Here is a 25,629-nt window from a genome sequence, read left to right on the forward strand (position 1 = left end):
GATGCCATGGGTTGCCAGACCAGGATAGCGGAAGCCATTATCAACCAAGGTGGAGATTACCTGCTCGCGGTAAAAGATAACCAGGAGCGGCTGCATCGAGCTGTACAGCGTGAGCTTCGCCCGGTACACAGTGCGGGGACCAACCCGGACAATGTCACTATCGAGCAGGGACATGGCCGCATCGAAGCCCGGGAGTACCATGTATTGCCAGCTGATGCACTGCTTGACGATTTTCCCGAGTGGACGGGCATCAAGACACTGGGCGTCGCCATCGGTTATCGCCAAGATAAATCAGGCAAGTCTTCTCTGGAGTACCGTTACTACATCAGCTCGGCGGAGTTGGACACAGCACGGTTTGCGGCTGCTGTTCGTGGTCACTGGGGCATTGAAAATAGTCTGCATTGGGTACTCGACGTGTCAATGAAGGAAGATGCTTGCCCCATTTATCGTGAAAATGCAGCAGAAATCCTCGCTGGCTTCCGGCATATGGCTCTGAACATGCTCCGTGCAGACACCTCGAAAAAGGCCAGTATCCGGCGAAAACAAAAGATGGCGAGCATGAACAGTGCCTATCTGGAGCAGGTGATCATTGCCGGAATGGCGTCATTGGGTAAAAAGTAAACATACGTGCTCTCGCCCTGCTGAAAATACCGATCGAAATTCTTTAATGTCATAACGATGAAATATTCGCTTATACTTGCAACCTTCAGTAAATAGGCTAGCCTTAATGGGCTATACGAAAGTTGTTCTGTTTTTATTCGTTGTCTGAGGACATTTTTCTCGGTAGCAATGAAAAATAAAGGAGACAATGATGTTGGCCAGAAAGTGTCGTTATCTGCTGCAAAGTGATACTTCCCTTTATGTCAATATAACCATTAATCCGTGTTGTACCATCGAAATTGATATACCGGATAGGCGACAATATATCTGTAGTGAGTTAAATCTTATTGAATTTACGCTCATTAAACAGGGAATATTGTTAGTGTGTCATGCAAAAGACAGTGGAACTCCCAAAGAGGTTCGGTTGGATCTCTCTCACAGGGACGCACTTGAGCTGTGTGAGATGATTGATGAGGTACATGCAGAACATGAAGAGCTAATGTCGATTTTATGTTATTGAAATACTGCGCCAGCAATAAAAAACAAGGCGACGGTGGTTGTGTGGTTCCATATAAAAAATGATCGTTTCAGGGCCTGGCCTCGCCAGGCCCATGCTTTACTTATCGCATTCACCCACAGCCTGTTCTATCGCGACTTTCAAGCAGGCCACCCTATGCCGGTCGTTGCCTTCCAGCAGGGGCTTTATACGGGCACAGTTGTCATCGACGAGTGGGCAGCGGGTACGGAATACGCAGCCAGACGGCGGCTTGAGCGGTGACGGCTGCTCACCTTGCAGGATCTGCACCTGTTTGTTGCGTTCATAGTCCGGATCCGGCACCGGCACCGCGCTCATCAGGGCCCGGGTGTAGGGGTGGGCGGGATGCTCGAACAAGGCCCGGCTTTCCCCCAGCTCCACCGGCTTGCCCAGATACATCACCAGCACTCTATCGGCAATATGTCTCACCACCGACAGATCGTGGGCGATGAAGATCAAGGATAAGCCCATGTCCCGTTGCAGCTCCTGAAGCAGGTTGACGACCTGAGCCTGAATGGAGACATCCAGCGCCGACACGGGTTCGTCGCAAATCACTAGCTTCGGCTCCAGGATCAGGGCTCGGGCGATGCCGATACGCTGGCATTGGCCGCCGGAAAATTCGTGGGGATAGCGGTTAATCATATTGGGGATCAGCCCCACTCGGTCCATCATGGCCCTGACCTTTTCTTTTATCTCTTCCTTCGGCATTTTCGGGTAGAAGGTGCGCAGCGGCTCGGCGATGATGTCACCTATGGTCATGCGAGGATTGAGCGAGGCCAGCGGATCCTGAAAGATCATCTGGATGTCTTTGCGGGTTTCCCGCCGTTCCTTATGGTCAATTCTGGTCAGATCCCGGCCAAGCCAGAGCACCTCGCCGGCGCTGGCCTGCACCAGGCCGATGATGGCCCGGGCCAGGGTCGATTTGCCACAGCCGGACTCGCCCACGATGCCCAGGATGTCGCCCTGATACAGCCGGAACTTGATGCCGTCCACGGCCTTGAGGGTCGCGGGGGCGGACCAGGGCCAGGACTGCCTGGGCTTGATATTGAAGTGAACCTTGAGGTTGTTTACTTCCAGCAAGGGTTTTTTATCACTCATGGCTGTTCTCCGTTTCGCGCAGCATTTTCCCGATGACCCTTAAGGCTGTTCCAGTGACAGGCGCGGCGGCGCTCTTTCCCAAAGGCGGTCAGCGGTGGTGTCTGACGTCGGCAGATGTCCTGTACCCGATGGCAGCGGTCCTGAAAGGGGCAGCCGGGCGGGAGCTTCAGCAGGTTGGGCGGGTTGCCGTCAATGGTCGGCAGCACCTCGCCGTCTGCATCCAGTCTGGGAATCGCTTTCAGCAGACCCTCGGTGTAGGGATGGCTGGGCCGGTAGAAGATGTCGTCAACAGAGCCTGCTTCCATGGTGCTGCCCGCATACATCACCAGCACCCGGTCGCAACTGCCGGCCACCACACCCAGATCGTGGGTGATCAGTATGGTGGCGGTGTTGAACTCCCGTTTCAGCTCGTTGAGCAGGGCCATGATCTGCGCCTGTACCGTCACATCCAGCGCCGTGGTCGGCTCGTCGGCGATCAGCAATTTGGGGCGACACAGCAGCGCCATGGCGATCATGACCCGTTGTCGCATGCCGCCGGACAATTCGTGGGGAAACATGCCCATGCGCTGCCGGGCATCGGGGATTTGCACCGCGTCCAGCATCTGCGCCGATTGCTCGACCGCCTGCTGTCTGCTCATGCCCTTGTGCAGTATCAGCACTTCCATCAACTGGGGACCTATCTTCATATAGGGATTGAGCGAGGTCATGGGATCCTGAAAAATCATGGCGATCTGCTCGGCACGAATCTTGTTTAGCGCCGGTTCCGGCAAGGCAAGGATCTCCTGGTCCTCGAAGCATACCGAGCCGCTGGCGTGGCCGTTTCTGGCCAGCAAACCCATGATGGCGAAGGCGGTCTGGCTCTTGCCCGAGCCGGACTCGCCGACAATGCCGAGCGTTTCGCCTGCATTCAGTGAAAAGTCGAGGTCGTTCACGGCCACTACCGCTCCGTCCGGCGTGGTGAATTCCACCCGCAGATCCCGGACTTCCAACAGCTTGGGCATCATGACTCCTTAGCGGTCTTTCGGATCCAGGGCGTCGCGCAGACCGTCCCCGAGAAAATTGAAGCAGAACAGGGTGCTGATCATGAAGCCGGCCGGAAACAGTAGTTGCCAGAGGGCAATTTCCATCGACTTGGAGCCTTCATCCAGCAGGGCCCCCCAACTGGTCATTGGCTCCTGCACGCCCAGGCCGAGGAAGCTGAGAAATGACTCGAACAGTATCATGCCCGGCACCAGCAGGGTGGCGTATACCGCTACTATGCCGAGCACATTGGGCACTATGTGGCGGCGAATGATGGTCGCCTTGCCGACGCCACAGACCTCCGCCGCCTCGATAAATTCCTTCTTTTTCAGGCTCAGGGTCTGTCCACGCACGATACGGGCCATGTCCAGCCAGCTGACCGCGCCGATGGCGAAAAAAATAAGCAGGATATTGCGGCCGAAGAAGGTCACCAGCAGGATCACGAAAAACATGAAGGGAAAGGAATAGAGAATTTCCAGAATCCGCATCATCACCCTGTCGGTGCGCCCGCCGATAAAGCCGGAGGTGGCGCCGTAGAGGGTGCCGATCATCACCGCCACCAGGGCGCCCATCAGTCCCACCATCAGCGAGATACGTCCTCCCACCAGAGTGCGCACGAACAGATCCCGGCCCAGGGAGTCGGTGCCGAAGTAATGGCCACTTTCGATACTTGGTGCCGCCATCATGGCGCCCCAGTCGGTGTCGTCATAGGCGTAGGGAGAAAGGTAGGGTCCTGCCAGCACCAGCAGGGTGATCAGACCTAGGATGACCAGGCTGGCCAGGGCCGCTCTGTTGGCAAGGAAGCGGCGGCGGGCGTCCATCCACAGGGAACGGCCTTCCACCTCCGGTTCGTCGGACGCCAGCCGGTCGGAAAACTGCCCCAGTGCCTCGCGCTTTGCCTTGTTGACGACCATGACGGGACTCCGGTTAATAACGAATTCTGGGATCGATAACCGCATAGAGGATATCGACCAGGGCATTGAAGGTGATGGTGAGGCCACCGACCAGAATGGTCAGTCCCAGCACCATGGAGTAGTCCCGGTTCAGGGCACCGTTGACAAACAGCTGACCGATGCCGGGCAGGCCGAAGATGGTCTCGATTACCACGGATCCGGTGATGATGCCCACGAAGGCCGGCCCCAGATAGGACACCACCGGCAGCATGGCCGGGCGCAGTGCATGACGCAGTATGATATGGCGCAGGGGCAGTCCCTTGGCCCGGGCGGTGCGGATGAAGTCGGCGCTCAGGGTTTCTATCATGGAGCCGCGGGTGATGCGCGCAATGGCCGAGATATAGTGCATCATCATGGCCACCACCGGTAAAATCAGGTGTTGGGGGGCGCCGCCGTTCCAGCCGCCGGCGGGCAGCCATTTGAGGGTGATGGCGAATACCAGCACCAGTATGGGGGCCAGCACGAAGCTCGGGATCACCACCCCGACCATGGCGGTGGACATGGTGAGATAATCAATCCAGCTGTTTTGCCTGAGCGCCGCCACTACACCCAGGGTCACTCCGAACAGCAGGGCCCCGAAGAAGGCATAGAGGCCGATTTCTGCCGACACCGGCAGTGCCTGGGCCACCAGCTCGTTGACGGAGAAGTCCCTGTACTTGAACGAGGGCCCCAGATCCCCCTGCAGCAGATTGCCCAGATAACCGAAATACTGCTCCAGTACCGGCTTGTCCAGCCCGTATTTGGCCTCGATATTGGCCAGCACCTCGGGGGGCAGGCTGCGTTCCGAGCTGAACGGATTGCCCGGCGCGAAGCGCATCATGAAGAAGGAAAGGGTGATCAACACCAGCAGGGTGGGAATGGCTTCCAGTACCCGCCTGACGATAAATTTGAACATCTTGATATCTCCCTGGCCCCGGTCGCAAACCGGTCGCCAGTATCGCTCTGATCAAGTGGCGACTATCACAACACAAGCCGTTAGTGCGCCAGAATATACATGTCTCTGGAATAGAGGTTGTCCAGCGGGTTGTCGGGGTAACCGCCCACATACTGCTGCACCAGCCGCGCGGTCACATACTGGTAGATGGGTGCTATGGGCATGTCTTCGGCCAGGATTTCTTCCGCCTGGGTATATTTGGCATTGCGCAGCGCCGGCTCGACAATGGCGCGGGAAGCCTGCATCAGCTGGTCAAACCCGGGGTTGGAATACTTGCCATCGTTATTGCCGTGGCCGGTCAGCAACAGATCCAGCATGGACGAGGCCTCGTTGTAGTCGGCAATCCAGCCGGCACGGGATACATCGAAGTTGCCCTGGGTCTTGGTATCCAGGTAGGTTTTCCATTCCTGATTGACCAGCTCGGCCTCTACTCCCAGATGCTTCTTCCACATCGAGGCCACCGCCACCGCCACCTTCTTGTGGTTTTCGCTGGTGTTGTAGAGCAGCTCGAATGCAAGCGGATTCTGCCGGTTGAAGCCTGCCTCGGCCAGCAGCTCGCGCGCCCGGTGGTCGCGCTCTTTCTGGGACCAGCCGGCCCAATCCAACACCGGTGGGGTAAAGCCGTCGACGATCTCCGGCGTCATGGTATAGCCGGGCTTCTGCCCCTGGCCCATCACCAGATTGGCGATCACCTCCCGGTCGATGGCATAGGACAGCGCCTTGCGCACCCGCACATCGTCGAAGGGGGGCTTTCGGGTGTTGAACTGGTAGTAATAGGTGCCCACATAACCGGTGACCCTGACCTCTTGCGGGTGCTCCTTTTGCAGGCGTTTGAAGTGTTCGATGGGCATTTCGTTGGTCATGTCCAGCTCGCCGGCCAGAAAACGGTTCATGGCCGCGTTCTGGGAGGTGATGGGCAGATAGCTGACCCTGTCGAGCACCGTCTTGTCGTTGTTCCAGTAATGGGGGTTGCGCACCAGCTCGACTTTTTCGTTCACCACCCAGTCTTTCAGAACATAGGCGCAGTTGGACACCAGGTTGCCGGGTCTGGTCCAGTTGTCGCCGTGCAGCGCGATCACCTTGCGGTTGACCGGATAGGTGGTGGTGTGGGCCAGCATGGTGACGAAATAGGGAACCGGCTGTTCCAGCCTGATCTCCAGGATACGCTTATCCAGCGCGGTCACTCCCAGGCTGACGAGATCCTGTTCACCCTTGCGGATGGCGGAGGCATTGATGATGGTGGGAATTTCCAGATACCAGGAATAGGGCGAGGCGGTTTCGGGGTCGATGGCCCGCCGAAAGCTGTAGACAAAGTCTTCGGCGGTGACCGGCTCGCCGTTGGACCATTTGGCATCGGCCCGCAGATGAAAGACGAAGCGCATGTTGTCGTCGGTTTCCCAGCGTTCGGCAACGCCCGGCAGGGTTTCGCCTGTGGGACCGGACACCACCAGCCCTTCGAACAGATCCCGCTGGATATTCGACTCGGGCACCCCTTCGGTCTTGTGCGGATCCAGGGTCGCCGGCTCGGCGCCGTTGCCCTTGACCAGATGCTGCACCTTGGCCAATTGTACGCCGGCGGGCACCTCGGCGGCCCAGCCCGGGCCGGCCAGTAGCGTACCGCTCAGCACCGTCATGGCCAGGGTCGTCTTTTTCCGTGTCATGTCGCTTACTCCATCAAGAACCGTGTTCCAGGGCCACCGTTGTGGTGGAACAGGACAATCCGATTAACAGGGTGCACAGAATATTTGTCGATTAAATCGGTAAAAAACTCAAATAATCAAAGTATTGAAAGCAGATTTCGAGAACTGACACAGCTGAGACGATAGGCGAGTTGCAACAAAAATACAACAAGCGGGCTCAGATTAGCGGAAGGGGAAAAGGGGTAATACTGGCTACGACGGCCCGTTTTTTTTGTGCATTTTGCAAGCAATGAAAGCTGAACTAACCTTAAGTTGGCTGGATGAAAATATCATCACCTCCGTCGGTTTGTTTTTGACGGGGGTTTGGTTTGTGTGAAACAGGACTGGGATAAGTGAGGATCGAGATGTTAGCCAGAAAGCGCAGCTACACCCTGAAAAGCGGTGATACTCTTCATGCCAATATCATCATTCAACCCTGCGGCACCATAGAGATAGATATACCGGAAAAACATCAGCATATCACCAGTGAACTGGAACGAGTTCACTTTAAACTAAGCGGCGAGGATGTGCTGTTGGTCTGCAATGAAAAAGGCTGCAGCTCTATCGATGATATTTGTCTGCATCTGTCACGCAGAGACGCATTTGATCTTAATGCAGTGATCGATGATGTGATCAAGGAATACGAAGAGCTGATGTCGGATCTGTAACGCTGCTGGTAATACAGTAGATAACATGAAGGCCCCTGCGCTAGCAGGGGCCTTCATGTTTCAGGCCACGCAATCCACGAAGTAGCGGGTTTCCCCCTGCACTTCTTCGGATACCAGACCGTGAATATAGGTTTCGAAGCCGGGGAAGCGGCTATTGAACTCGCGGGCGAATTTCAGGTAGCTGATGATGGTCTCGTTGAATACCTCACCGGGGATCAGCAGCGGAATACCCGGCGGGTAGGGTGCCACCATCACCGCCGTGGTGCGGCCGGCCAGATCGTCCAGCGGTACCCGCTCCATTTGCTTGTGCGCCATCTTGGCGAAGGCATCGGCGGGCTTCATCGCCGGAACCAGATCCGACAGGTACATTTCCGTGGTCAGCCTGGCCACGTCGTTTTCCTTGTAGATCTGGTGGATTTGATCGCACAAATCGCGCAGGCCCACCCGCTCGTAGCTGGGGTTACCCTGAATGAACTTGGGTAACACCTTCCACAGGGGCACGTTGTTATCGTAATCGTCCTTGAACTGCTGTAATTCGGTGACCATGCTGTTCCAGCGGCCCTTGGTGATGCCGATGGTGAACATGATAAAAAACGAATAGAGGCCGGTTTTTTCGATCACGATACCGTGCTCGGCCAGGTACTTGGTGACCACCACCGCCGGCATGCCGCTGTCGGAAAACTCGCCCTGCATGTTCAGGCCCGGCGTCAGTATGGTTGCCTTGATGGGGTCGAGCAGGTTGAAGCCCGGCTCGACATCGCCAAAGCCGTGCCAGCTTTCGCCGGGGTGCAGCATCCAGGCATCGCGATCATCCAGGCCGTCATCGGTCAGATCGTCCGGTCCCCAGACCTGGAACCACCAGTCGCTGCCGTATTCATCCCCTACCTTGCGCATGGCGCGTCTAAACTCCAGTGCTTCCGCCAGCGACTCTTCCACCAGCGCGGTGCCACCGGGCTCTTCCATCATGGCCGCCGCCACATCGCAGGAGGCGATGATGGCGTACTGCGGACTGGTGGAGGTATGCATCAGATAGGCTTCGTTGAACACGTCGCGGTCGAGACGATTGGCCTCGCCGTCCTGTATCAGTATCTGTGACGCCTGCGACAGGCCGGCCAGCATCTTGTGGGTCGACTGGGTGGCAAACACCATAGAGTCCTGACAGCGGGGCCGGCCTTCGCCGATGGCATGGTAGTCGCCGTAGAAGTCGTGGAAGGCGGCGTGGGGCAGCCAGGCTTCGTCGAAGTGCAGGGTTTCTATTTCACCGTCGAGCAGATGCTTGATCTCTTCCACGTTATAGAGAATGCCGTCGTAGGTGGACTGGGTAATGGTCAGTACCCGCGGCTTGAGATCCGGATTCTTGGTCAGCAGCTCGCGGCAGAAGGGGTTGGCTTCCATCTTTTCACGGATGCGGGCCGGCTCGAACTCGCTGCGCGGTATGGGACCGATAATGCCGTAGTGGTTGCGGGTCGGCATCAGGAACACCGGCACGGCGCCGGTCATCATGATGGCGTGCAGTATCGACTTGTGACAGTTACGGTCGACCACCACTATGTCACCGGGCGCGACCGTGGAGTGCCACACTATCTTGTTGGAGGTGGAGGTGCCGTTGGTCACAAAAAACAGGTGGTCGGCGTTGAAGATGCGGGCGGCATTGCGCTCGCTGGCCGCCACCGGGCCGGTGTGATCGAGCAACTGGCCTAGTTCGTCCACCGAGTTGCAGACATCGGCCCGCAGCATGTTTTCGCCGAAAAACTGGTGAAACATCTGTCCGACCGGGGATTTCAGAAAGGCGACCCCACCGGAGTGACCGGGGCAATGCCAGGAGTAGGAGCCGTCCTGGGCATAGTGGGTCAGGGCGCGGAAGAAGGGCGGCGCCAGGGTATCCAGGTAGCCCTTGGCTTCGCGAATAATATGCCGGGCCACGAAGTCGGGGGTATCTTCGTGCATGTGAATGAAGCCATGCAATTCGCGCAGTATGGCATTGGGAATATGACGGGCGGTGCGGGTCTCGCCGTAAAGATAAATGGGGATATCCGGGTTGCGATGACGAATTTGCTCCACGAAGCGGCGTAACTGCTCCAGCACCGAATGGGCTTCTTCATGGCTGCCGGCCAGCTCTTCGTCGTCGATGGACAACACAAAGCCGGCAGCCCGGCTCTGCTGCTGGGCGAAGGAGGTCAGATCACCATAGCTGGTGTAACCCACCACATCCATACCGGCCTTCTCGATGGCGGCTGCCAGTTCACGAATGCCCGAGCCGCTGGTGTTCTCGGAGCGAAAATCTTCATCGATAATGATGATGGGGAAATAAAAGCGCATCGGGTTTCCTTGAGTTTCCGGTAAAGATGCTCGATAGCCGAGCCCGTCCTGAGCCTATTCTACTGCTTAGTGTCGGGGCTGACAAAAATGGTTATGCACTACAGTTGATTAAAAATGAGGAACAAGTGGAAGGAGCCGGTCCACTGGAAATCCCGGTGAACTGCAGGCACTATTTGCAGCCACCCTTCCCTGATGATGACGAGCTTCGATGAACTTGATGGCTAACGCCGCCGGCGGGCTGCTGGCCGCGGTGGTACTGACCGGCTGTGCCGCCTCTCCGCCCCGCAACCCGGAAAATATCTGCGCCATTTTCGAGCAGCACGACAACTGGTACCAGGCGGCCACCGATACGCGGGAAAAATGGGGCGCGCCGGTACACGTCACCATGGCGATGATGTATCAGGAAAGCAGCTTCATACACGATGCCCGGCCACCGATGCGTTATTTTCTGTTCATTCCCTACGGTCGGGCCTCCAGTGCCTACGGCTATGCCCAGGCCAAAGACGAGACCTGGGCCGATTATCAGCGCGAAAGCGGCAACGGCTGGTCGAGTCGAGACGACTTCGACGATGCCATGGATTTCATGGGCTGGTACATGAGCAAGACCACTAAAATCAACGGTGTGTCGAAGTGGGATGCCTATGGCCAGTACTTGAACTATCACGAAGGCTGGGGTGGCTACCGTCGCGGTAGCCACCAACGCAAAGGCTGGCTGCTGAAAACATCACGCAAGGTCGAGGCTCGCGCCAAACGCTACGCGAGCCAGTACTGGCAATGCAAAGACAGCTTAAACCGCGGCTGGTTTGGCTGAGGCGGCTTGGGTCAGGTAGCGGGCCATCTCCGCCTCGGGCACCATGCCGCCGCCGGTGGCCCACACCAGGTGATGAGCCCGGGCCATCCGCGCCGGGGTCAGTCCCTGCCGCTGACGGTAGCCTTCGGTCTCGCTCGATACCCTGATAGGTCCCGGCATGCCGGCAAGGGCCGAGGGCTCCAGGCGAATGTTTTCCTGTTCGCTCAGTAAGCCCAGCAGGCTCAGCATCTCATCATCGCTCAGGGTATAGAAGCCGTCGAGCATGGGCGCCATGGTGCGACCGACAAAGCCGGAGGCGCGGCCCACGGCCAGGCCGTCGGCGGCAGTGCGATTGTCGATACCGAGATCCTGTACCGCTATATGGTCGTGCAGGCCGGTATAGACCCCCAGCAACATGCAGGGTGAGTGGGTCGGCTCGGCAAAGATGCAATGTACCGCGTCGCCAAAGGCCAGTTTGAGGCCAAAGGCCACGCCGCCGGGGCCGCCGCCCACGCCACAGGGCAGATAGACGAACAGCGGATGCTCCTTGTCGACCCTGATATGTTGCTGGGCCAACTGGGCCTTGAGCCGCTCCCCGGCGACCGCGTAGCCCAGGAACAGCTGTACCGAGTTTTCATCGTCCACAAAGTGACAATTCGGGTCCTGTTCGGCTTCCGCCCGGCCCTGGGCCACCGCCACCGAGTAGTCACTCTCGTATTCCACCACGGTTACCCCGTGGCTGCGGAGCATGTCCTTTTTCCACTGGCGGGCATCGGCCGACATGTGCACGCTGGCCTTGAAGCCCAGTTTGGCACTGATGATGCCGATAGAGAGCCCCAGGTTGCCGGTGGAGCCGACCGCGACACTGTAGCGGCCGAAGAACTCGCGAAACGCTTCGCTGTGCAGCCGGGCATAATCGTCGTCCAGATGCAGAAGACCGGCTTTCAGTGCCAGTTTTTCCGCGTGTTGCAACACCTCGTAGATGCCGCCGCGGGCCTTGATCGAGCCGGAAATGGGCAACTGACTGTCCAGCTTCAGCAGCAGGGTGCCGTCGATGGACTGCTCGTATCGTTCGGCCAGCGCCTGTTGCATGGCCGGAATGGTCTGCACCGGCGATTCCAGCAGGCCGCCGCCGGCCCGGGTCTCGGGAAAGGCGGCGCAGAAATAGCGGGCAAAACGGCTCAGTCGCCGGCTGGCATCGGCCACGTCACCGGCGGTCAGACCCACGGCAGACAACGCCTGTTCGACCGGTTTTCGTTCCGGATTGAACCAGCTGAGCGGTTGCAGCGCCATCAGCGAATCGACCAGAGGATGAGTCTGGCAGAGAGTGGCGATAGCTTCTCTGGAATAGCAGGGGTGTGAATGCATGGTATCGAGTCCTGAAAGTGGGCTCGGGCCAGTATATCAGCCGGGAAGGAGATGGCTGTAGTGATGCCACCCCTCCCCGGTGATAAAGATCACTGTTTGGCGAAGTACTCTCTGGTTAGGCGGAATACTATGGGACTCAGCAGGGCCAGTGCAATCAGGTTGGGAATGGCCATCATGGCGTTCATGGTATCGGCCATCAACCAGATAAACTCCAGCGACTGGGTGGCACCGATGGGCAGGGCCAGCACCCAGGCGATACGAAACGGCACTATCGCCTTGACGCCAAACAGAAACTGCACGCATTTCTCGCCATAGAAACTCCAGCCGAGGATGGTGGTAAAGGCGAAGATGGCCAGGGCTACCGCCACTATGTATTCCCCGCCGGGAATGGCGAGCGAGAAGGCCAGGGTGGTCAGCGACGCCCCGGCTTCACCGCTGGTCCAGCTGCCGGTGACGATAATGGCCAGGCCGGTAATGGAGCAGACGATGATGGTATCGATAAAGGTACCCAGCATGGCGATCAGACCCTGGCGTACCGGGCTGTCGGTTTTGGCGGCGGCATGGGCGATGGGCGCACTGCCGAGGCCGGCCTCGTTGGAAAAGACCCCGCGTGCTACCCCGAAACGAATGGCGGCCCACACGGCGGCGCCGGCAAAGCCGCCCTGGGCGGCGATGGGGCTGAAGGCATGTTCGATGATCAGGCCGAAGGCGGCGGGAATCGCCTCCAGGTTAACGGCCAGTACCACAATGCCGGCACTGAAATAGGCCACCGTCATCAGCGGCACCAGCTTGCCGGCCACCTCGGAGATCCAGCGAATACCGCCGATCAGTACCATGCCCACCAGCACCATCAGCACTATGCCGGTGGTGACATGGGAAATGCCGAAGGAGGAGTCGAGGGCATCGGCTACCGAGTTGGCCTGCACCGTATTGCCGATACCGAAACCGGCGATACCGCCGAAGATGGCGAAGGCGACCCCCAGCCAAGCCCACTTGGCACCAAGTCCGTTCTTGATGTAGTACATGGGGCCGCCGACGTGGTTACCGAGTTTGTCGGTTTCCCGATACTTGACCGCACACACTGCCTCGGCATATTTGGTGGCCATACCGACCAGGGCGGTCATCCACATCCAGAACAGGGCGCCGGGCCCGCCGAAGAAGATGGCGGTGGCGACCCCGGCGATGTTACCTGTCCCTATGGTGGCGGACAGCGCCGTCATCAGGGCATTGAAAGGCGAGATTTCACCACTGCCGGCTTCGGCTTTGGAAAACAGCAGCCTGAAGCCGGTCCCCAGTTTGCGGATGGGCATCAGGCCGAGCCCCAGCTGCAGGTAGAGGCCGAGCCCCAGAATACCCACCAGCATGGGCACGCCCCAGACGACGCCGTTGATTTTAGTCAGTAATTCGGTAAGCAGTTCCATCTGCGCGACTCCTCGCATGAATAATATTGAATCAACAGGACTTTCCTGTACTAGCCTAGCGCTCTTTTCGAGAAATGAATAATGATTTTATGTTTCGGATGGAGCCGAAAAAAAATGGCGCAGCAGCTGGCGACATTGCTGGATGACGGCTTTCTGACCGGACAGCCCCTGTTGTCGAGCCACCTCGGCGGGAAGGGCACCGGGTGTCAGTAGCGCATGGAGCAGCGCTTGCTGGTGCCGGGACAGGGGCACAAGCGGCGCATTCTCCTGTATGAAACGGACCAGTGCCGGTCTATCGCACAACAGATCCCGGTGGCAGAAGGCGAAGTCATGGGCAATGGCGCTATCCCGCGCCGCCGTCGAGGCAGGTGCGGGCAGTTTCAGGTGCTGCCACCAGGTATCCGGCAGTTCTCGCAACAGCCCCCGGCGGTAAAAGGCCAGGTTGGCGCTGAACTGACCTTGCCACAACGGCAAAGCCTGCCGGGCGGCATCGGAACAGGGCCACAGCATCATGGCCGCATGCAGGCCGCTGACCCCGTCGGTGCCCAGGCCGATACGCACGGCAGCGAAGCCGTTGTTTTGCCAGAAGTCCAGCAACTCCGGGCTGGCGCCGAAGCTGGCACCGAGAAAGTCGCATTGGTCCTGTTGCATCCCTTGTTGCAGCCCCTGTTGCAGCCAGCTCAGCAGTTGTGACCCTATGCCCTGCTGCTGGCAATGGGGATGCACCACGATGCGCATCACCCGCTGATAAGAGAACCGGCAGGCCTCCTCTATGCCGCCATGGAAGCTCAGCGACTGGGGCAGCAGGTGGCCGCGAGGGCGGCGCTGGCCGCGCCAGATGGCTTGAGCGAGCGTGGGGGCAAGCGTGCCCTCCCGGGTCAACAGGGCGGCGGCCACCGGAATGCCGGCACGAAAGGCCACCGCCAGACTCAGCTCGGGAGCATCCAGCAGGTGGCGCAGATCGCTGGGGCGGGTTTGATAGTGAGCCAGGGTCAGCAGACCGAACAGTTGTTGCAACAGGCGGTCATCGTCCAGAAACTGCTGACGGCTGACCCAGCCCATGCTCAATTCACCTTTTCGGGGGGGCGTGATCGGGTCCGCATCGAGGGCCAGCAGCCGGAATACCAGCGGTTCCAGCGGATCTTGCGGGCTCCAGCGTGCAGGCATATCCAGGTGCACCTTCTGCCAGTCTGGCGCCAGCGTCGTCAGCGCCGGCTGAAACTTCAGCTGAAAGCCGAGCCCGGTCCCTTCGTAGCCGTGCTCTGTGCTGGCGAAAATACAGCAATAGCGTCGGGCCAGGGTCAGCAGCATGGGCACCGGAATAGCGGCGGCTTCGTCTACCAGCAGTATGTCTGCGTCTGGCCGTTGGGCCAGCAGGGTGTCCGGGGCAATAAAGTCCAGCGGCCCATCACAGTGCGCCAGCGCCTGGGCGGTAGCGCCCGGGCTGGGGGCGGTCAGCAATACCCGATAACCGGCGGCGAGCCATCGCCCGGCCGCGAGTCCGAGCAGGCTGGACTTGCCCCGGCCCCGATCGGCGGTCAGCACCAGCGGTTGTCGGCGGCGGGCGGCGTGCAGCAGCATCATCAGCGCATGGCGTTGCTGCGGGTTCAGGCAGCCACGGCGGTCGCGCTCACGCCGCCAGGGAGCGGGGGACAAATCGGGCAGGGGGGGGAAGGGGGCTTCTTGCCGCCAGAACAGTACCGCGGTGTCTTGTTGTAGCAGAGTGGCAAAGCGATGCAGAAAAGGGCTGTCGAGCCCGGCAGCCTGCTCCGGCAGGGCTACATAACGCACCAGATCCGGGTCCGCATACGTCGGCCATTCGCGCAGCGGCGGGCACAGCAGCAGCAGCATGCCCCCGGCCACCAGAGTGCCGACGGCGGCGCCGAAGGCATCCGGATGCAGGCCGCTATAGGCATTGAACACCAGGCTGTCGTATTCCCGGCCGAGCGCGCCCTGAAACTTGCCGATGGCACAGGACGCCTGGTCTGCGGGGGCCTGTCCCAGCCAGAGAGTCCTGGCCTCACCATGACGGCCAGCGAGCTCCCGGGCCTGCGTCATGGCCCAGTCTTCGTTGCCACTCAGCACCAGCAGGCGGCGTTCGCCGTTGTGCCGCAACTGCCGGCGCCAATGAGACCATTCAGTCAAAAATGCGTTCACCCTGTTCGTCGATGACCCGCCTGGCCTTGGCTATCATCAGCTCGGCTGCCTGTTCGGCCGATGGCAGCACATCCGAGCGGATCAGCCGATATTCCTGCAATTCCCCGTCTTTGAGCCGGGTGATGCGACCGTGCAGCCGGTACTGGCCGCCCTCGGCCATGGGTTCGGGATGGATGTCGAAGCCCCGGTAAGACTCGGGCTCAACATCGGGTGTTGTCGTGGAGGCGCCTTGCGCGAACCATTTCTTCAGCCAGTTGAACATGGTGATGAATTTTCCTGTCACAGTGAATAACATCGTCAATAAAAAAGGCGCAGCCGTGTCAATAAAAAAGGCGCCGCTGTGGCGCCTTGCAGCCGCAGACCGGGTTATTTCCTGACGCGCATGATCACGTCTTCGGCTTGGGTCACGGCACCGCTTTGCTTGGTGACTTCCCTGACCTCATCCATGTTGGAAATGACCACCGGAGTCAGGGTGGATCTGGCCTTGGTTTCCAGTAGCGCGAGATCGAACTCGATGATGGTGTCGCCTTTTTTCACCTGCTGACCTTCCCGGGCGATGCGGGTAAACCCTTCGCCCTTGAGCTCCACGGTGTCGATGCCGAAGTGAACGAAGAGCTCCAGGCCGGTGTCGGATTCGATAGAGAAGGCATGATTGGTTTCGAATATCTTGCCGATGGTGCCGTCGCAGGGGGCAACCAGCTTGTTGCCGCTGGGTTTGATGGCGATGCCGTCACCCACTATTTTTTCGGCAAACACCACATCCGGTACCTCTTCGATAGGAACAAGCTCACCGGAAAGGGGGGAAAAAATATCGATACCGCTGCTCTCACCGGTATCGTCAGACACCATTCTTTTCAGTTTTTCGAACAGACCCATATTATCAGCTCCTGGCATTATTTGATGATGATGATAACAGACGGACTTTACCGAGAAAAAGAGGCAGGCCGATCCGAAAATATCAAGCTTGGGCAAAGGCTTTCATCATTGTAGGGGCTGAGGCGCCAATGTACATGGGGAGTGTGGGGCTGGAGCTCAATATTCGCTATCTGACGAAGGCGGCAGAGTGCACCGCATTCGCAAACGGCATTCCCGCAGGCGGAAATGCCGTTTGATGATTGCATCGAGGCTGGCCACCAGGCGGGTTGTCAGTGGCCAGTGATGTGTTCGATCAGGCTTGCAGTTCCTGCTCGGTGAAGATGCCCTGAAACAGGGCGGTGCTGAGATAGCGTTCGCCGGAGCTGGGCAGTATCACCACTATGGTCTTGTCGGCAAACTCGGGCAATTCGGCCAGGCGATTGGCGGCCACCACGGCGGCACCGGAGCTGATGCCGGCCAGAATGCCTTCATCCTTCATCAGACGGCGGGCCATCTCGATGGCATCTTCGCTGGAAACCTGCTCGACCCTGTCGATCAAAGACAAGTCCAGGTTGCCGGGAATAAAGCCGGCGCCGATGCCCTGAATCTTGTGCGGGCCGGGCTTGATCTCTTCACCGGCCAGGGCCTGGGTGATCACCGGAGACTCGACCGGTTCGACGGCAACCGTGGTAATGGCCTTGCCTTTGGTGTTCTTGATATAGCGGGACACACCGGTCAGGGTGCCGCCGGTACCCACGCCGGCCACAAACACATCGATGTCACCGTCGGTGTCTTCCCACAGCTCGGGGCCGGTGGTTTTTTCATGGATTTCCGGGTTGGCCGGGTTGTTGAACTGCTGCAGCAGTACATATTTGTCCGGAGCCGTTTCTTTCAGCTCCATGGCCTTTTCGATGGCGCCTTTCATGCCCTTGGCGCCATCGGTCAGTACCAGGTTGGCGCCCAGGGCTTTCAGCAGCTGACGGCGTTCCATGCTCATGGTGCTGGGCATGGTCAGGGTAATGGCGTAACCGCGGGAGGCGGCCACGAAGGCCAGCGCAATACCGGTGTTACCGCTGGTGGGCTCAATCAGCTCTTTTCCGGGCACCAGCTCACCCCGTTTTTCGGCATCCCATATCATGTTGGCGCCGATACGGCATTTGACGCTGAAACTGGGATTACGGCTTTCTATCTTGGCCAGCACTCGTCCCTTGCTGACCCGGTTCAATTTGACCAGCGGAGTATGACCAATGGTCAGAGAGTTATCTTCGAAAATGTTGCTCATCGTGGCTATCCCTAAGGTTCAGTAACACCGGAAGTCTTGGTATATAGTCAGCTTAACCATTCTTTATAGAATGAGAAATGACGATTTGTTATAACCATATGTTATTAATTGATAGAATGATATTCCATTGAGTCGGGAGGAAACGATACCGCTTTATGGCCGGGTCTGCTATCAAGACAGGTACAGGTAACAGGTAACAGGTACAGGTAATGGTGGGATGCTATCGATAGCGGTGCGTCCGGGGGGAGGGGGAGAATTGTGGATCCGACGGGGATTCACTTCAGGGAATGGGCGAACTGCAAGATGACGGGCGGTGAGATGACAGGATATCGGGTGGTGTTCGGGCTGTGGCTGCTGCTTTATGTCGGCCTGAGTGGCGTGGCGGCTTCTTCCTGGCGGGACGAACCCGAAGCCAGGCTGCAATTGCATCAACAGGGACTGGAATTGGCGCTGGCCGATGTGCACCCCACACTGACCCTGTGGTGGCGACAGGCGGTGTCGGTCGATACCGCCTCCGATGAGGCTGACGATCGCCTCTTGCTCGGCATGCAGGCCTTCTGGCGATACTGGGCTTCGTTATCCTTCGTTGATCGTCAGTATCTGCGTACCACAGATGCCTTTCTTTCGTTCCGGGAGCAGGATCATCTCGAGCTGCAGTTGGCGGCGGAGCAGCAGCGGCGTTATGTCCTGGTGCAAGGGCTGGCGCCGGGGTATGCCAATCATGATCAGTTGCAGCAACAGCTGGCCCGGCTGCTGGCGCTGAATGTTCAGCCCTGGCCTGCGCTGCGTACCGCCACCTTGCGGCCCGGTGTTCGGGGCAAGGTGATATCTCGCATTCGGGAGCGGCTAGGCTTGCTGGGAGACATTCCGGTGGCAGGCGCGCCCTCACTCCCGGATGTGGACGATACCGTTTATGCCCCCGCCGATGCCTTCCATGCTCCCGAAATACATGATCCCGAAATACATGATCCCGAAATACATGATCCCGAAATATATGATGCCGGGCTGGAACAGGGCATACGCGATTTTCAGCGGCGACATGGTCTGCAGGTGGACGGTGTCATCGGTCCCCAGACCTTCGCCTGGCTGGATATGACTCCACTGCGGCGGGCCCAGTTGCTGATGCGAAGCATGCTGCGAACCCTGATTGGGGACAAGCTGCCGTCATCCTATCTGCTGGTGAATATTCCCGAATACCGTCTGCGGCTTTATCAGGACCAGGTAGTGGTACTGGAAAGTGACGTCATTGTCGGTAAAGACGAACGCAAAACCCCGATCATGGCCAGCAATATCACCCATGTGGTGCTCAATCCGCCCTGGAATGTGCCGCGCTCTATTATCGAAAAGGACATAGTGCCCAGGCTGTACCGGGATCCCGGTTATCTCGAGCGGGAAGGCTTCGAGGTGCTCGACGGCGCGGGGCGGGTTTCCAGGGCCGAATGGCAGGCCCGGCTTTATAACGGCGGCGGTTTTCCCTATCGGTTACGGCAGCAACCCGGCAGCCGCAACGCCCTCGGCGCCTACAAGTTTCATCTGCCCAACGATGATGCCATTTATCTGCATGATACCCCGGTCCGTCACCTTTTTTCCCGCGAGAGCCGGGCACTCAGCTCCGGCTGTGTGCGGGTAGCAGGCGCCGAGCAGCTTGCCGACTGGTTGTTAAGTGATCAAATGAGCCTGGAGCGGCTGACGGCATTGAAAGCCAGCGGCGTCACCCGCTGGTTACCGGTGGCTCGGCCCTTGCCGGTGTTTATGGTGTACTGGCCGGGCTGGCTGGGTCCCGACGGCTGGCCTCGCTTTCGTAACGACATCTATGATTTCGATCGAACCCTGCACAACCCCTTCACCGCCGGCTAACCTCGACGCTTGAGGCCGTCGTCTACGGCGGCTTATAACCAGTCGGCCTTATAACCAATGGTTGTTGATTATTTCATCCTTTATAGGATAATTTCCGCCCGTTTTTATGTGGTGACATCAGATAACCGACAGGCAATGCCATTGGCGGACGATGGCGACCTTCTGTTCAGCCCTCCCTTTTAGCGCTGTGTCTTATCAACCGGGTTTAGGCCCGGCTGATGCACCCTTTTTGTATTTAAAATGAGTTTGAAATGATGTCTGAAGGAGAAAACATGCTGCAACGTACCGTGGATCGTCGTCGTTTTTTAATGGGCATGGGGGGGCTGGGCGTGGCGTCGCTGATGTCACTGCCGGCACAGGCCAGTCTGTCCGCCCCGGTACGCAAGTTGAGCCTGCACCACCTTCACACCGGTGAGAAGGTAACGGCCCGCTTCTGGGAAGAAGGCCGTTACCTCAAGGAGGGACTCAGCACCTTCAATCACGTGATGCGTGATTTTCGTCGTAACGAGGTACATGACATCGACCCCAAGCTGTTCGATCAGCTGTTTCTGCTGCAGCATCGGCTGGGAAAAGCCGGGGAGATCCAGATTATCTCCGGCTATCGTTCACCCCATACCAATGCCATGCTGCGCAAAAACGGCAGCGGTGTGGCCAAGAAGAGCTACCACATGAAGGGACAGGCCATCGATCTGCGCCTGCCCGGCGTACCGCTGGCCCAGGTCCGCAAGGCCGCCTTGCAACTCAAGGTGGGGGGCGTCGGCTATTATCCCAAGTCGAATTTTGTTCATCTGGATACCGGGCCGGTACGCAGTTGGGGGTAATGATCGACCCACAGGGCCGTGGCGCCGCAAATCGCTACCGGCATGATCAGCAGGTTGATCAGCGGCAGGCCCGAACAGAGTGCGACGCTGGCGCCAAAGCCCCAGCTGAGCCGTCTTTTTTCCGCCAGTGAGCGCCGCATCAGATCGAAGTCGATTTTGTGATTATCGAACGGGTAGTCGCAGTACTGGATGGCCATCATCCAGGCGCTGAACGCAAACCAGATCAGCGGCGCCAGAGTTTGCCCGAAGGCGGGCACCAGAAACAGCAGCAGGCAGCCGATGGCGCGGGGCACATAATAGGTCATCTTGCGTACTTCCCGGCCCAGCATGCGGGGGGTGTCCCGGACCAAGGCGGCCCAGCTGCTGTCGGGCAGCGTCTTGCCGGTCAGTTTCTGTTCTACCCGTTCGGCCAGCAGACCATTGAAGGGCGCGGCCAGCAGGTTGGCGACACTGGTGAACATCAGCGAAAACACCACGGCGATGGTGATGATGGCCAGCGGCCAGAGCAGATAGCTCAGCCACTGCAGGTAATCGGGAATCGCCCCCTCAAACCAGGAAAAAAGCTGCCCCAGCTGTAAATAAAGCCAGTAAAAGGCACCGCCGAACAACAGCAGGTTGATCGCCAGCGGAATCAATACAAAGAGACGTAAATCCGGTTCCCGGATCAGGGACAACCCCTTGAGCAGATACTGTGGCCCGCTGGCCGAGTGATAAGTGGCTGGCATTAAGGCTTCCTTTGGAAAAAAACCTATATTAGAGAGCCATGGGCGGACTGCCAAGCCCGGTAGGGAAGTCGTCGCGAAGCCGTCTGTCGTGTTACAGGACAAACGACATGGGCTACCAACCCTGCCGGTACCCGCTCCCAGGCATCCCGACAGCACCAGTCTCGACTCCCGACAGATAAATAGAGGCAAAAAGGAGGGTTTTTATCCGTTACTCACCGAGATGACGCTTGTCAAACCCGTATGGTAAACATACCCTTGTCGGTGTCTTTGATAATATTCCGGCCCGGGTCATCAGATTACCGCTTACGTCGGTAACATGGCTGAATGACAGGCAAAAAACTTTAGAGAAGCAATAATGCAGGATTTGCGAATTATCTTGATCATTCTGGGTGCGGTGGCCATTGCCGCCTTGCTGATCCACGGGCTGTGGACCAGCCAGAAAGGGCGTCAAAAGCCGATGCGTGAAAAACCGATAGGCAAGGTCGCGAATGGAGCGGTCGGCGACGATGACTTTGATGGTGATGGTATCGGCAAGGTGCGGGTACTCGGTACGCGCAAGGCCGAACTCGTGCGCCGTCACCATGAAGACGAGAATGACTGGCAAACCTCCCCGCATTTTTCTGCTCTCAACGACGATGATGAAGACGACCCCGTCATCGGGCTAACGCCGGCGACCCCTTCGTCTGCCCAAAAAGCGGCGGCTGCCGGCCAGGCGGTTTCTGCGAACGAACCGGTCGTTGCCGAAACCGAATTACAGCAACGCGAGCGCCGGTATCGCCAGGGGGAGATTGATCCCCTGTTCGACGAACCGGCCGCCCCGGTGCCCAGCGCCGAGATTGTCGAGCCCCAGTATACTCCCGAGCCAGCGCCCGAGCTGGCACCCGATCCCATCCATCATGCCGAGCCGGAGTCGGCCCCGGCCGCGCCGCGGCGGCAAGTCCCCAAGACCTGGCAGGACGTTTACGTCATCAACCTGGTGGCCCGGCCCAATCAGCAACTGGCCGGCGGCGACTTGACCCGGGCCCTGACCGACGCCGGTTTCTATTTCGGCGACATGGATATATTTCATCGCCACCAGACCCCTACACCTCAGGGGGAGGCGCTGTTCAGCCTGATCAACATGGTCAAGCCCGGTACCTTCAATCCCAACGCCATGGCGCAATTCAGCACTCCCGGGGTGTCGATGTTCATGCAACTGCCGACACCCGGAATGGCCAAGCACCACTTCAACCTGATGGTGCAAACGGCCGAAAACATGGCCGAGGATCTGGATGCCCTGCTGCTGGATGGCCAGCGCAGTCCGCTCAGCCCCGATTATCTGGCCCATTGCCGAGAACAGCTGAGAGACTACGACAGCCAGGCCCAATAACCATTAGTAGGGTCTGTTGACCTTTCGAGATGATTTTTGCAGCAGTTTGTGGGGTCTTGATACAAGGCAGCGCTTATGCCGTGTAGTCACTCTACATAAATATGTGATAACGCTGTAGCAAGCCCCCACAAGCGCTGCCCTGCGGGTTCGGCTAAACGCGTTTTTCTCTTTGTTGAGAGGGCTTTGCTTAGAATGACTAGGCCGCAACCCTCTCGCCGCGATAAAAACGCGTTTAACTCGAACAAAATTTCACCGCGAAAGGTCAACAGACCCTGTGCCCTGATACCTTGATTGTAATAATAAAGTGCGGCCGAGGGCCGCACTTTTTGTTTAAGCGGAATAGCCTCATGAATGATACCCAAGCCCGAATTCTTGCCCTGCGCGAGCAGCTCGATACCTATAACGAGCAATACTATGTGGCCGATGCCCCTACGGTACCGGATGCGGAATATGACCGCTTGATGCGTGAGTTGATTGCGCTGGAGCAGGCTCATCCTGAATGGCTGGATGCGAGTTCGCCCAGCCAGAAGGTAGGTGGCGCCCCGGTATCGGCGTTCCCCGAGGTACGCCATGCGCTGCCGATGCTGTCGCTGGATAACGTGTTCAGTGACGAGGAGCTGACCGCCTTCGAAAAGCGGTTGCATAGCCGGCTGGGCAGTGACGCCCCCATCGAGTTCTGCTGTGAGCCCAAGCTCGACGGCCTGGCGGTGAGCCTGCTGTATGAGCAGGGCAGCTTGGTACAGGCCGCCACCCGAGGCGATGGCAGTACCGGCGAAGGCATTACCGAAAATGTGCGCACCATCAAGGCGATACCGCTCAGGCTGAGAGGCGATGACTGGCCGGCCCGGCTGGAAGTTCGGGGCGAGGTCTTCATGCCCAGCGCCGGATTCGAGCGCATGAACGAGGCGGCCCGGGCCGGTGGTGACAAGGTGTTTGCCAACCCGCGCAATGCCGCCGCCGGCAGCCTGCGCCAGCTGGACTCAAGAGTCACGGCCAGGCGGCCGCTGGCCTTTTACTGTTACGGCGTCGGCCTGGTGGAAGGCGAGCCGCTGGGCGAGCGTCATTTCGATATTCTGCAACGGCTCAAGGGCTGGGGGCTGCCAGTCAGCCCCGAGGTGAAGCGCATGCAGGGCCGAGCCGGCTGTGAGCAATATCATAACGACATTCTCAACCGCCGGGATCAACTGCCCTACGAAATCGACGGTGTTGTCTACAAGGTGGACGATCTGGCACTGCAGGAGCGGCTTGGCTTTGTGGCCCGGGCGCCGCGCTGGGCTACCGCCCACAAGTTTCCGGCGCAGGAAGAACTGACCCGGCTGCTGAATGTGGAATTCCAGGTCGGTCGCACAGGTGCCATTACCCCGGTCGCCAAGCTGGAGCCGGTGCAGGTGGCCGGCGTGGTGGTGTCCAATGCGACCCTGCACAACGCCGATGAAATTGCCCGGCTGGGGGTGATGATCGGCGATACGGTGATAGTGCGCCGGGCCGGAGACGTGATCCCCCAGGTAGCGGCGGTGGTGCTGGAACGGCGCCCCGAAGATGCCCGAATCATCGAGTTTCCGGTTTGCTGTCCGGTCTGCGACTCAGACATAGAGCGCATCGAAGGGGAGGCGGTGGCCCGCTGTACCGGCGGCCTCTTCTGTGCCGCCCAGCGCAAGGAGGCGATCAAGCATTTTGCTTCGCGCAAGGCACTGGATATCGAGGGGCTGGGCACCAAGCTTATCGATCAGCTGGTGGAGCAGGACAAGATCAAGACCCCGGCGGACTTGTTTCGGCTGAGTCATCAGGATCTGGCGGGGCTGGAGCGGATGGGCGACAAGTCGGCCGCCAAGCTGCTGACGGCACTGGACAAGGCGCGCAGTACCACCCTGGCTCGCTTTCTCTATGCACTGGGGATACGGGAAGTCGGGGAGGCGACCGCCAACAACCTGGCCCGGCATTTCCTGACGTTGGAAGCGGTGATCGGCGCCGAGACAGAAGCCTTGCTGGCGGTGCCGGATGTGGGTGACATCGTGGCCAAGCATATCTACTATTTTTTCCGGCAACCGCATAATCTGGAGGTGGTACAGGCGCTGGTCGGTGCTCGGGAGCAGGGCGGCTGCGGACTGCACTGGCCGGCGATGGCGCCGGTAGCCGCCGATGCCCAGCCGTTGGCGGGGCAGACTTTCGTGCTGACCGGTACCCTGACGCAACTGTCCCGCAGCGATGCCAAGACAGCGCTGCAGGCGCTGGGTGCCAAGGTAGCGGGATCTGTGTCGGCCAAAACCAGCTGCGTGGTGGCCGGTGAAGCGGCGGGCTCCAAGCTGGTGAAGGCTCAGGAGCTGGGCATCGACATCATGGACGAAGACGGACTGCTGGCACTGCTGGCCGAGCACCGGTAAGCGAGTTGATTCTGTAGGCACTGCTTCAGCTGTGCAATGTGGCGAAGCCACATCTCAACACCAATGTCTCATATATCGCTGTATTACCTGACCCCGTGCACCAGATCCGGCGTTGCCGGATTTAGCAGCTGAAGCAGCTACTGCAGGGGGCGATGTTTTTTTGGTTATTGCGTGGTCAGTACGCTGAATTCCTGGCCCATGCGGCGAAAGGCGTTCAGTAGCAGGCCTTTGTCTCTGACTTCAAGGTAATGCAGCTGGCCATCCGCGTTGAGTACCAGGGTCAGATCCTGACCCGCACGCAGGTTGCTGAGCGGCTTATAGGACGGCTCGGCCCGCACCAGGGCAATGAGATCATGGCCCGGCAGCTGCCACTGGCGGAACAGGGCGGCCAGGGTTTCGCCTTGGGCCAGGGTGTGCTCGAGCCGCGTGCCGCCATCGGGTACCGGAATTTCCCGTTTTTGGGCCGCAGACAGCGGCAGGCTCAGGCTGCCGGTGACCGGTGCCGCCAACGGCGTTGGCCCCGGTTGCCAGGCCAGCAACAGCAACCAGGCGGGCAACAGCACCAGTAACCCGGCTTTGTGGATGCGGGGCAGCCGTTGCCAGCCCCCCAGGGCCCGTCCCAGACCCTGCCTGGCAGGCAGGGTCAATAGATTTAGTTTGGTGCCGAAAGAATCCGGCTTGTTCCGTTTCATTGTTGATGGCCTTCTGGTCATGAATAGGCACCTCGTGACCCCCAGTGTATCTGCGGGTCGCGCGGTCGACAAGCGGTCGGGCAGCGCCTTTTGAAGCGGTTGTTT

The 25,629-nt window shown here is 58.9% G+C and carries 21 protein-coding genes; 7 read left to right on the top strand and 14 right to left on the bottom strand.

Annotation, left to right across the window (positions count from 1 at the left end; all coding sequences use genetic code 11):
- Window positions 1-621: ISAs1 family transposase (locus HNR62_RS01120; protein WP_204794259.1), on the top strand; the 621-nt coding region annotated here is incomplete at its 5' end.
- Window positions 622-1,216: 595 nt separating this feature from the next.
- Here the strand turns inward: HNR62_RS01120 and oppF are convergent.
- The 5 genes from oppF to HNR62_RS01145 all read right to left on the bottom strand — a co-directional run bounded on the left by oppF (window position 1,217) and on the right by HNR62_RS01145 (window position 6,801).
- On the bottom strand, window positions 1,217-2,233 hold the full coding sequence (oppF, locus tag HNR62_RS01125; RefSeq protein WP_204794260.1) for a murein tripeptide/oligopeptide ABC transporter ATP binding protein OppF: 1,017 nt from the start codon (window positions 2,231-2,233) through the stop codon (window positions 1,217-1,219).
- Window positions 2,230-3,234, bottom strand: coding sequence for an oligopeptide ABC transporter ATP-binding protein OppD (gene oppD / locus HNR62_RS01130; RefSeq protein WP_204794261.1), 1,005 nt, complete (start codon window positions 3,232-3,234; stop codon window positions 2,230-2,232). The genes oppF and oppD overlap by 4 nt, the downstream gene beginning before the upstream one ends.
- 9 nt (window positions 3,235-3,243) lie before the next feature.
- A complete protein-coding gene (oppC, locus tag HNR62_RS01135; protein ID WP_204794262.1) occupies window positions 3,244-4,167 on the bottom strand; it encodes an oligopeptide ABC transporter permease OppC in 924 nt (307 codons plus the stop codon).
- 13 nt (window positions 4,168-4,180) lie between these two features.
- Window positions 4,181-5,101, bottom strand: coding sequence for an oligopeptide ABC transporter permease OppB (gene oppB / locus HNR62_RS01140; protein ID WP_204794263.1), 921 nt, complete (start codon window positions 5,099-5,101; stop codon window positions 4,181-4,183).
- An 80-nt stretch (window positions 5,102-5,181) separates the two neighbouring features.
- Window positions 5,182-6,801 carry an ABC transporter substrate-binding protein gene (locus tag HNR62_RS01145; RefSeq protein WP_204794264.1) on the bottom strand — a complete coding sequence of 540 codons (1,620 nt, stop codon included), beginning with the start codon at window positions 6,799-6,801 and terminating at the stop codon, window positions 5,182-5,184.
- Between the two features lie 383 nt (window positions 6,802-7,184).
- Here HNR62_RS01145 and HNR62_RS01150 point away from each other — a divergent pair, with 383 nt between their 5' ends.
- The gene (locus HNR62_RS01150) at window positions 7,185-7,487 is read left to right on the top strand and encodes a hypothetical protein (RefSeq protein WP_204794265.1); all 303 of its coding nucleotides are present in this window, start codon (window positions 7,185-7,187) and stop codon (window positions 7,485-7,487) included.
- Window positions 7,488-7,547: 60 nt separating this feature from the next.
- On the opposite strand, the gene HNR62_RS01155 is transcribed toward HNR62_RS01150, so the two are convergent.
- Window positions 7,548-9,806, bottom strand: coding sequence for an arginine/lysine/ornithine decarboxylase (locus HNR62_RS01155; protein WP_204794266.1), 2,259 nt, complete (start codon window positions 9,804-9,806; stop codon window positions 7,548-7,550).
- A 208-nt stretch (window positions 9,807-10,014) separates the two neighbouring features.
- Here HNR62_RS01155 and HNR62_RS01160 point away from each other — a divergent pair, with 208 nt between their 5' ends.
- On the top strand, window positions 10,015-10,617 hold the full coding sequence (locus HNR62_RS01160; RefSeq protein ID WP_204794267.1) for a transglycosylase SLT domain-containing protein: 603 nt from the start codon (window positions 10,015-10,017) through the stop codon (window positions 10,615-10,617).
- On the opposite strand, the gene dsdA is transcribed toward HNR62_RS01160, so the two are convergent.
- The 6 genes from dsdA to cysK form a co-directional block, all read right to left on the bottom strand.
- On the bottom strand, window positions 10,594-11,964 hold the full coding sequence (gene dsdA, locus HNR62_RS01165; RefSeq protein ID WP_204794268.1) for a D-serine ammonia-lyase: 1,371 nt from the start codon (window positions 11,962-11,964) through the stop codon (window positions 10,594-10,596). The two genes, HNR62_RS01160 and dsdA, sit on opposite strands and share 24 nt — an antisense overlap.
- An 89-nt stretch (window positions 11,965-12,053) precedes the next feature.
- Window positions 12,054-13,385 (bottom strand): alanine/glycine:cation symporter family protein, encoded by a 1,332-nt coding sequence (locus tag HNR62_RS01170; RefSeq protein WP_204794269.1) that lies wholly within the window; start codon window positions 13,383-13,385, stop codon window positions 12,054-12,056.
- 87 nt (window positions 13,386-13,472) lie between these two features.
- Window positions 13,473-15,530: a tRNA(Met) cytidine acetyltransferase TmcA gene (locus HNR62_RS01175; RefSeq protein ID WP_204794270.1), complete on the bottom strand. Its 2,058-nt coding sequence runs from the start codon at window positions 15,528-15,530 to the stop codon at window positions 13,473-13,475.
- Window positions 15,523-15,804: an HlyU family transcriptional regulator gene (locus HNR62_RS01180; protein WP_204794271.1), complete on the bottom strand. Its 282-nt coding sequence runs from the start codon at window positions 15,802-15,804 to the stop codon at window positions 15,523-15,525. The genes HNR62_RS01175 and HNR62_RS01180 overlap by 8 nt, the downstream gene beginning before the upstream one ends.
- A 104-nt stretch (window positions 15,805-15,908) precedes the next feature.
- Window positions 15,909-16,418 carry a PTS glucose transporter subunit IIA gene (gene crr / locus HNR62_RS01185; RefSeq protein WP_204794272.1) on the bottom strand — a complete coding sequence of 170 codons (510 nt, stop codon included), beginning with the start codon at window positions 16,416-16,418 and terminating at the stop codon, window positions 15,909-15,911.
- 292 nt (window positions 16,419-16,710) lie between these two features.
- Window positions 16,711-17,679: a cysteine synthase A gene (gene cysK / locus HNR62_RS01190; protein WP_204794273.1), complete on the bottom strand. Its 969-nt coding sequence runs from the start codon at window positions 17,677-17,679 to the stop codon at window positions 16,711-16,713.
- A 318-nt stretch (window positions 17,680-17,997) separates the two neighbouring features.
- On the opposite strand from cysK, the gene HNR62_RS01195 reads away from it, so the two are divergent.
- Entirely contained in the window at window positions 17,998-19,536 is a 1,539-nt protein-coding gene (locus tag HNR62_RS01195; RefSeq protein ID WP_204794274.1) for a L,D-transpeptidase family protein, read from the top strand.
- A 272-nt stretch (window positions 19,537-19,808) separates the two neighbouring features.
- Complete coding sequence (mepK, locus tag HNR62_RS01200; protein ID WP_204794275.1) at window positions 19,809-20,357, top strand: peptidoglycan L,D-endopeptidase MepK; 549 nt, start codon at window positions 19,809-19,811, stop codon at window positions 20,355-20,357.
- Here mepK and cysZ read toward each other — a convergent pair.
- Window positions 20,321-21,082, bottom strand: a complete 762-nt coding sequence (gene cysZ / locus HNR62_RS01205) for a sulfate transporter CysZ (protein ID WP_204794276.1) — start codon at window positions 21,080-21,082, stop codon at window positions 20,321-20,323. The two genes, mepK and cysZ, sit on opposite strands and share 37 nt — an antisense overlap.
- 355 nt (window positions 21,083-21,437) lie before the next feature.
- On the opposite strand from cysZ, the gene zipA reads away from it, so the two are divergent.
- Together zipA and ligA are read left to right on the top strand one after the other, a co-directional pair.
- Complete coding sequence (zipA, locus tag HNR62_RS01210; RefSeq protein ID WP_204794277.1) at window positions 21,438-22,451, top strand: cell division protein ZipA; 1,014 nt, start codon at window positions 21,438-21,440, stop codon at window positions 22,449-22,451.
- A 347-nt stretch (window positions 22,452-22,798) separates the two neighbouring features.
- The gene (ligA, locus tag HNR62_RS01215; protein WP_204794278.1) at window positions 22,799-24,832 is read left to right on the top strand and encodes an NAD-dependent DNA ligase LigA; all 2,034 of its coding nucleotides are present in this window, start codon (window positions 22,799-22,801) and stop codon (window positions 24,830-24,832) included.
- A gap of 164 nt (window positions 24,833-24,996) precedes the next feature.
- Here the strand turns inward: ligA and HNR62_RS01220 are convergent, their stop codons facing one another.
- On the bottom strand, window positions 24,997-25,524 hold the full coding sequence (locus HNR62_RS01220) for a LysM-like peptidoglycan-binding domain-containing protein (RefSeq protein WP_239552515.1): 528 nt from the start codon (window positions 25,522-25,524) through the stop codon (window positions 24,997-24,999).
- Window positions 25,525-25,629 lie beyond the last annotated feature (105 nt).

It is taken from the genome of Oceanisphaera litoralis (assembly GCF_016907015.1).
Lineage (GTDB): Bacteria > Pseudomonadota > Gammaproteobacteria > Enterobacterales > Aeromonadaceae > Oceanimonas > Oceanimonas litoralis.

What these genes read in the sequence shown, in the direction of transcription:
- cysK (WP_204794273.1), bottom strand. Translation starts at nt 17,679, where the DNA reads ATGAGCAACATTTTCGAAGATAACTCTCTGACCATTGGTCATACTCCG.
- cysZ (WP_204794276.1), bottom strand. Translation starts at nt 21,082, where the DNA reads ATGCCAGCCACTTATCACTCGGCCAGCGGGCCACAGTATCTGCTCAAG.
- crr (WP_204794272.1), bottom strand. Translation starts at nt 16,418, where the DNA reads ATGGGTCTGTTCGAAAAACTGAAAAGAATGGTGTCTGACGATACCGGT.
- ligA (WP_204794278.1), top strand. Translation starts at nt 22,799, where the DNA reads ATGAATGATACCCAAGCCCGAATTCTTGCCCTGCGCGAGCAGCTCGAT.
- HNR62_RS01150 (WP_204794265.1), top strand. Translation starts at nt 7,185, where the DNA reads ATGTTAGCCAGAAAGCGCAGCTACACCCTGAAAAGCGGTGATACTCTT.
- oppC (WP_204794262.1), bottom strand. Translation starts at nt 4,167, where the DNA reads ATGGTCGTCAACAAGGCAAAGCGCGAGGCACTGGGGCAGTTTTCCGAC.
- oppD (WP_204794261.1), bottom strand. Translation starts at nt 3,234, where the DNA reads ATGCCCAAGCTGTTGGAAGTCCGGGATCTGCGGGTGGAATTCACCACG.
- HNR62_RS01145 (WP_204794264.1), bottom strand. Translation starts at nt 6,801, where the DNA reads ATGACACGGAAAAAGACGACCCTGGCCATGACGGTGCTGAGCGGTACG.
- HNR62_RS01170 (WP_204794269.1), bottom strand. Translation starts at nt 13,385, where the DNA reads ATGGAACTGCTTACCGAATTACTGACTAAAATCAACGGCGTCGTCTGG.
- HNR62_RS01160 (WP_204794267.1), top strand. Translation starts at nt 10,015, where the DNA reads ATGAACTTGATGGCTAACGCCGCCGGCGGGCTGCTGGCCGCGGTGGTA.
- zipA (WP_204794277.1), top strand. Translation starts at nt 21,438, where the DNA reads ATGCAGGATTTGCGAATTATCTTGATCATTCTGGGTGCGGTGGCCATT.
- oppB (WP_204794263.1), bottom strand. Translation starts at nt 5,101, where the DNA reads ATGTTCAAATTTATCGTCAGGCGGGTACTGGAAGCCATTCCCACCCTG.
- dsdA (WP_204794268.1), bottom strand. Translation starts at nt 11,964, where the DNA reads ATGCATTCACACCCCTGCTATTCCAGAGAAGCTATCGCCACTCTCTGC.
- HNR62_RS01180 (WP_204794271.1), bottom strand. Translation starts at nt 15,804, where the DNA reads ATGTTCAACTGGCTGAAGAAATGGTTCGCGCAAGGCGCCTCCACGACA.
- mepK (WP_204794275.1), top strand. Translation starts at nt 19,809, where the DNA reads ATGCTGCAACGTACCGTGGATCGTCGTCGTTTTTTAATGGGCATGGGG.
- HNR62_RS01220 (WP_239552515.1), bottom strand. Translation starts at nt 25,524, where the DNA reads ATGAAACGGAACAAGCCGGATTCTTTCGGCACCAAACTAAATCTATTG.
- HNR62_RS01155 (WP_204794266.1), bottom strand. Translation starts at nt 9,806, where the DNA reads ATGCGCTTTTATTTCCCCATCATCATTATCGATGAAGATTTTCGCTCC.
- oppF (WP_204794260.1), bottom strand. Translation starts at nt 2,233, where the DNA reads ATGAGTGATAAAAAACCCTTGCTGGAAGTAAACAACCTCAAGGTTCAC.
- HNR62_RS01195 (WP_204794274.1), top strand. Translation starts at nt 17,998, where the DNA reads ATGACAGGATATCGGGTGGTGTTCGGGCTGTGGCTGCTGCTTTATGTC.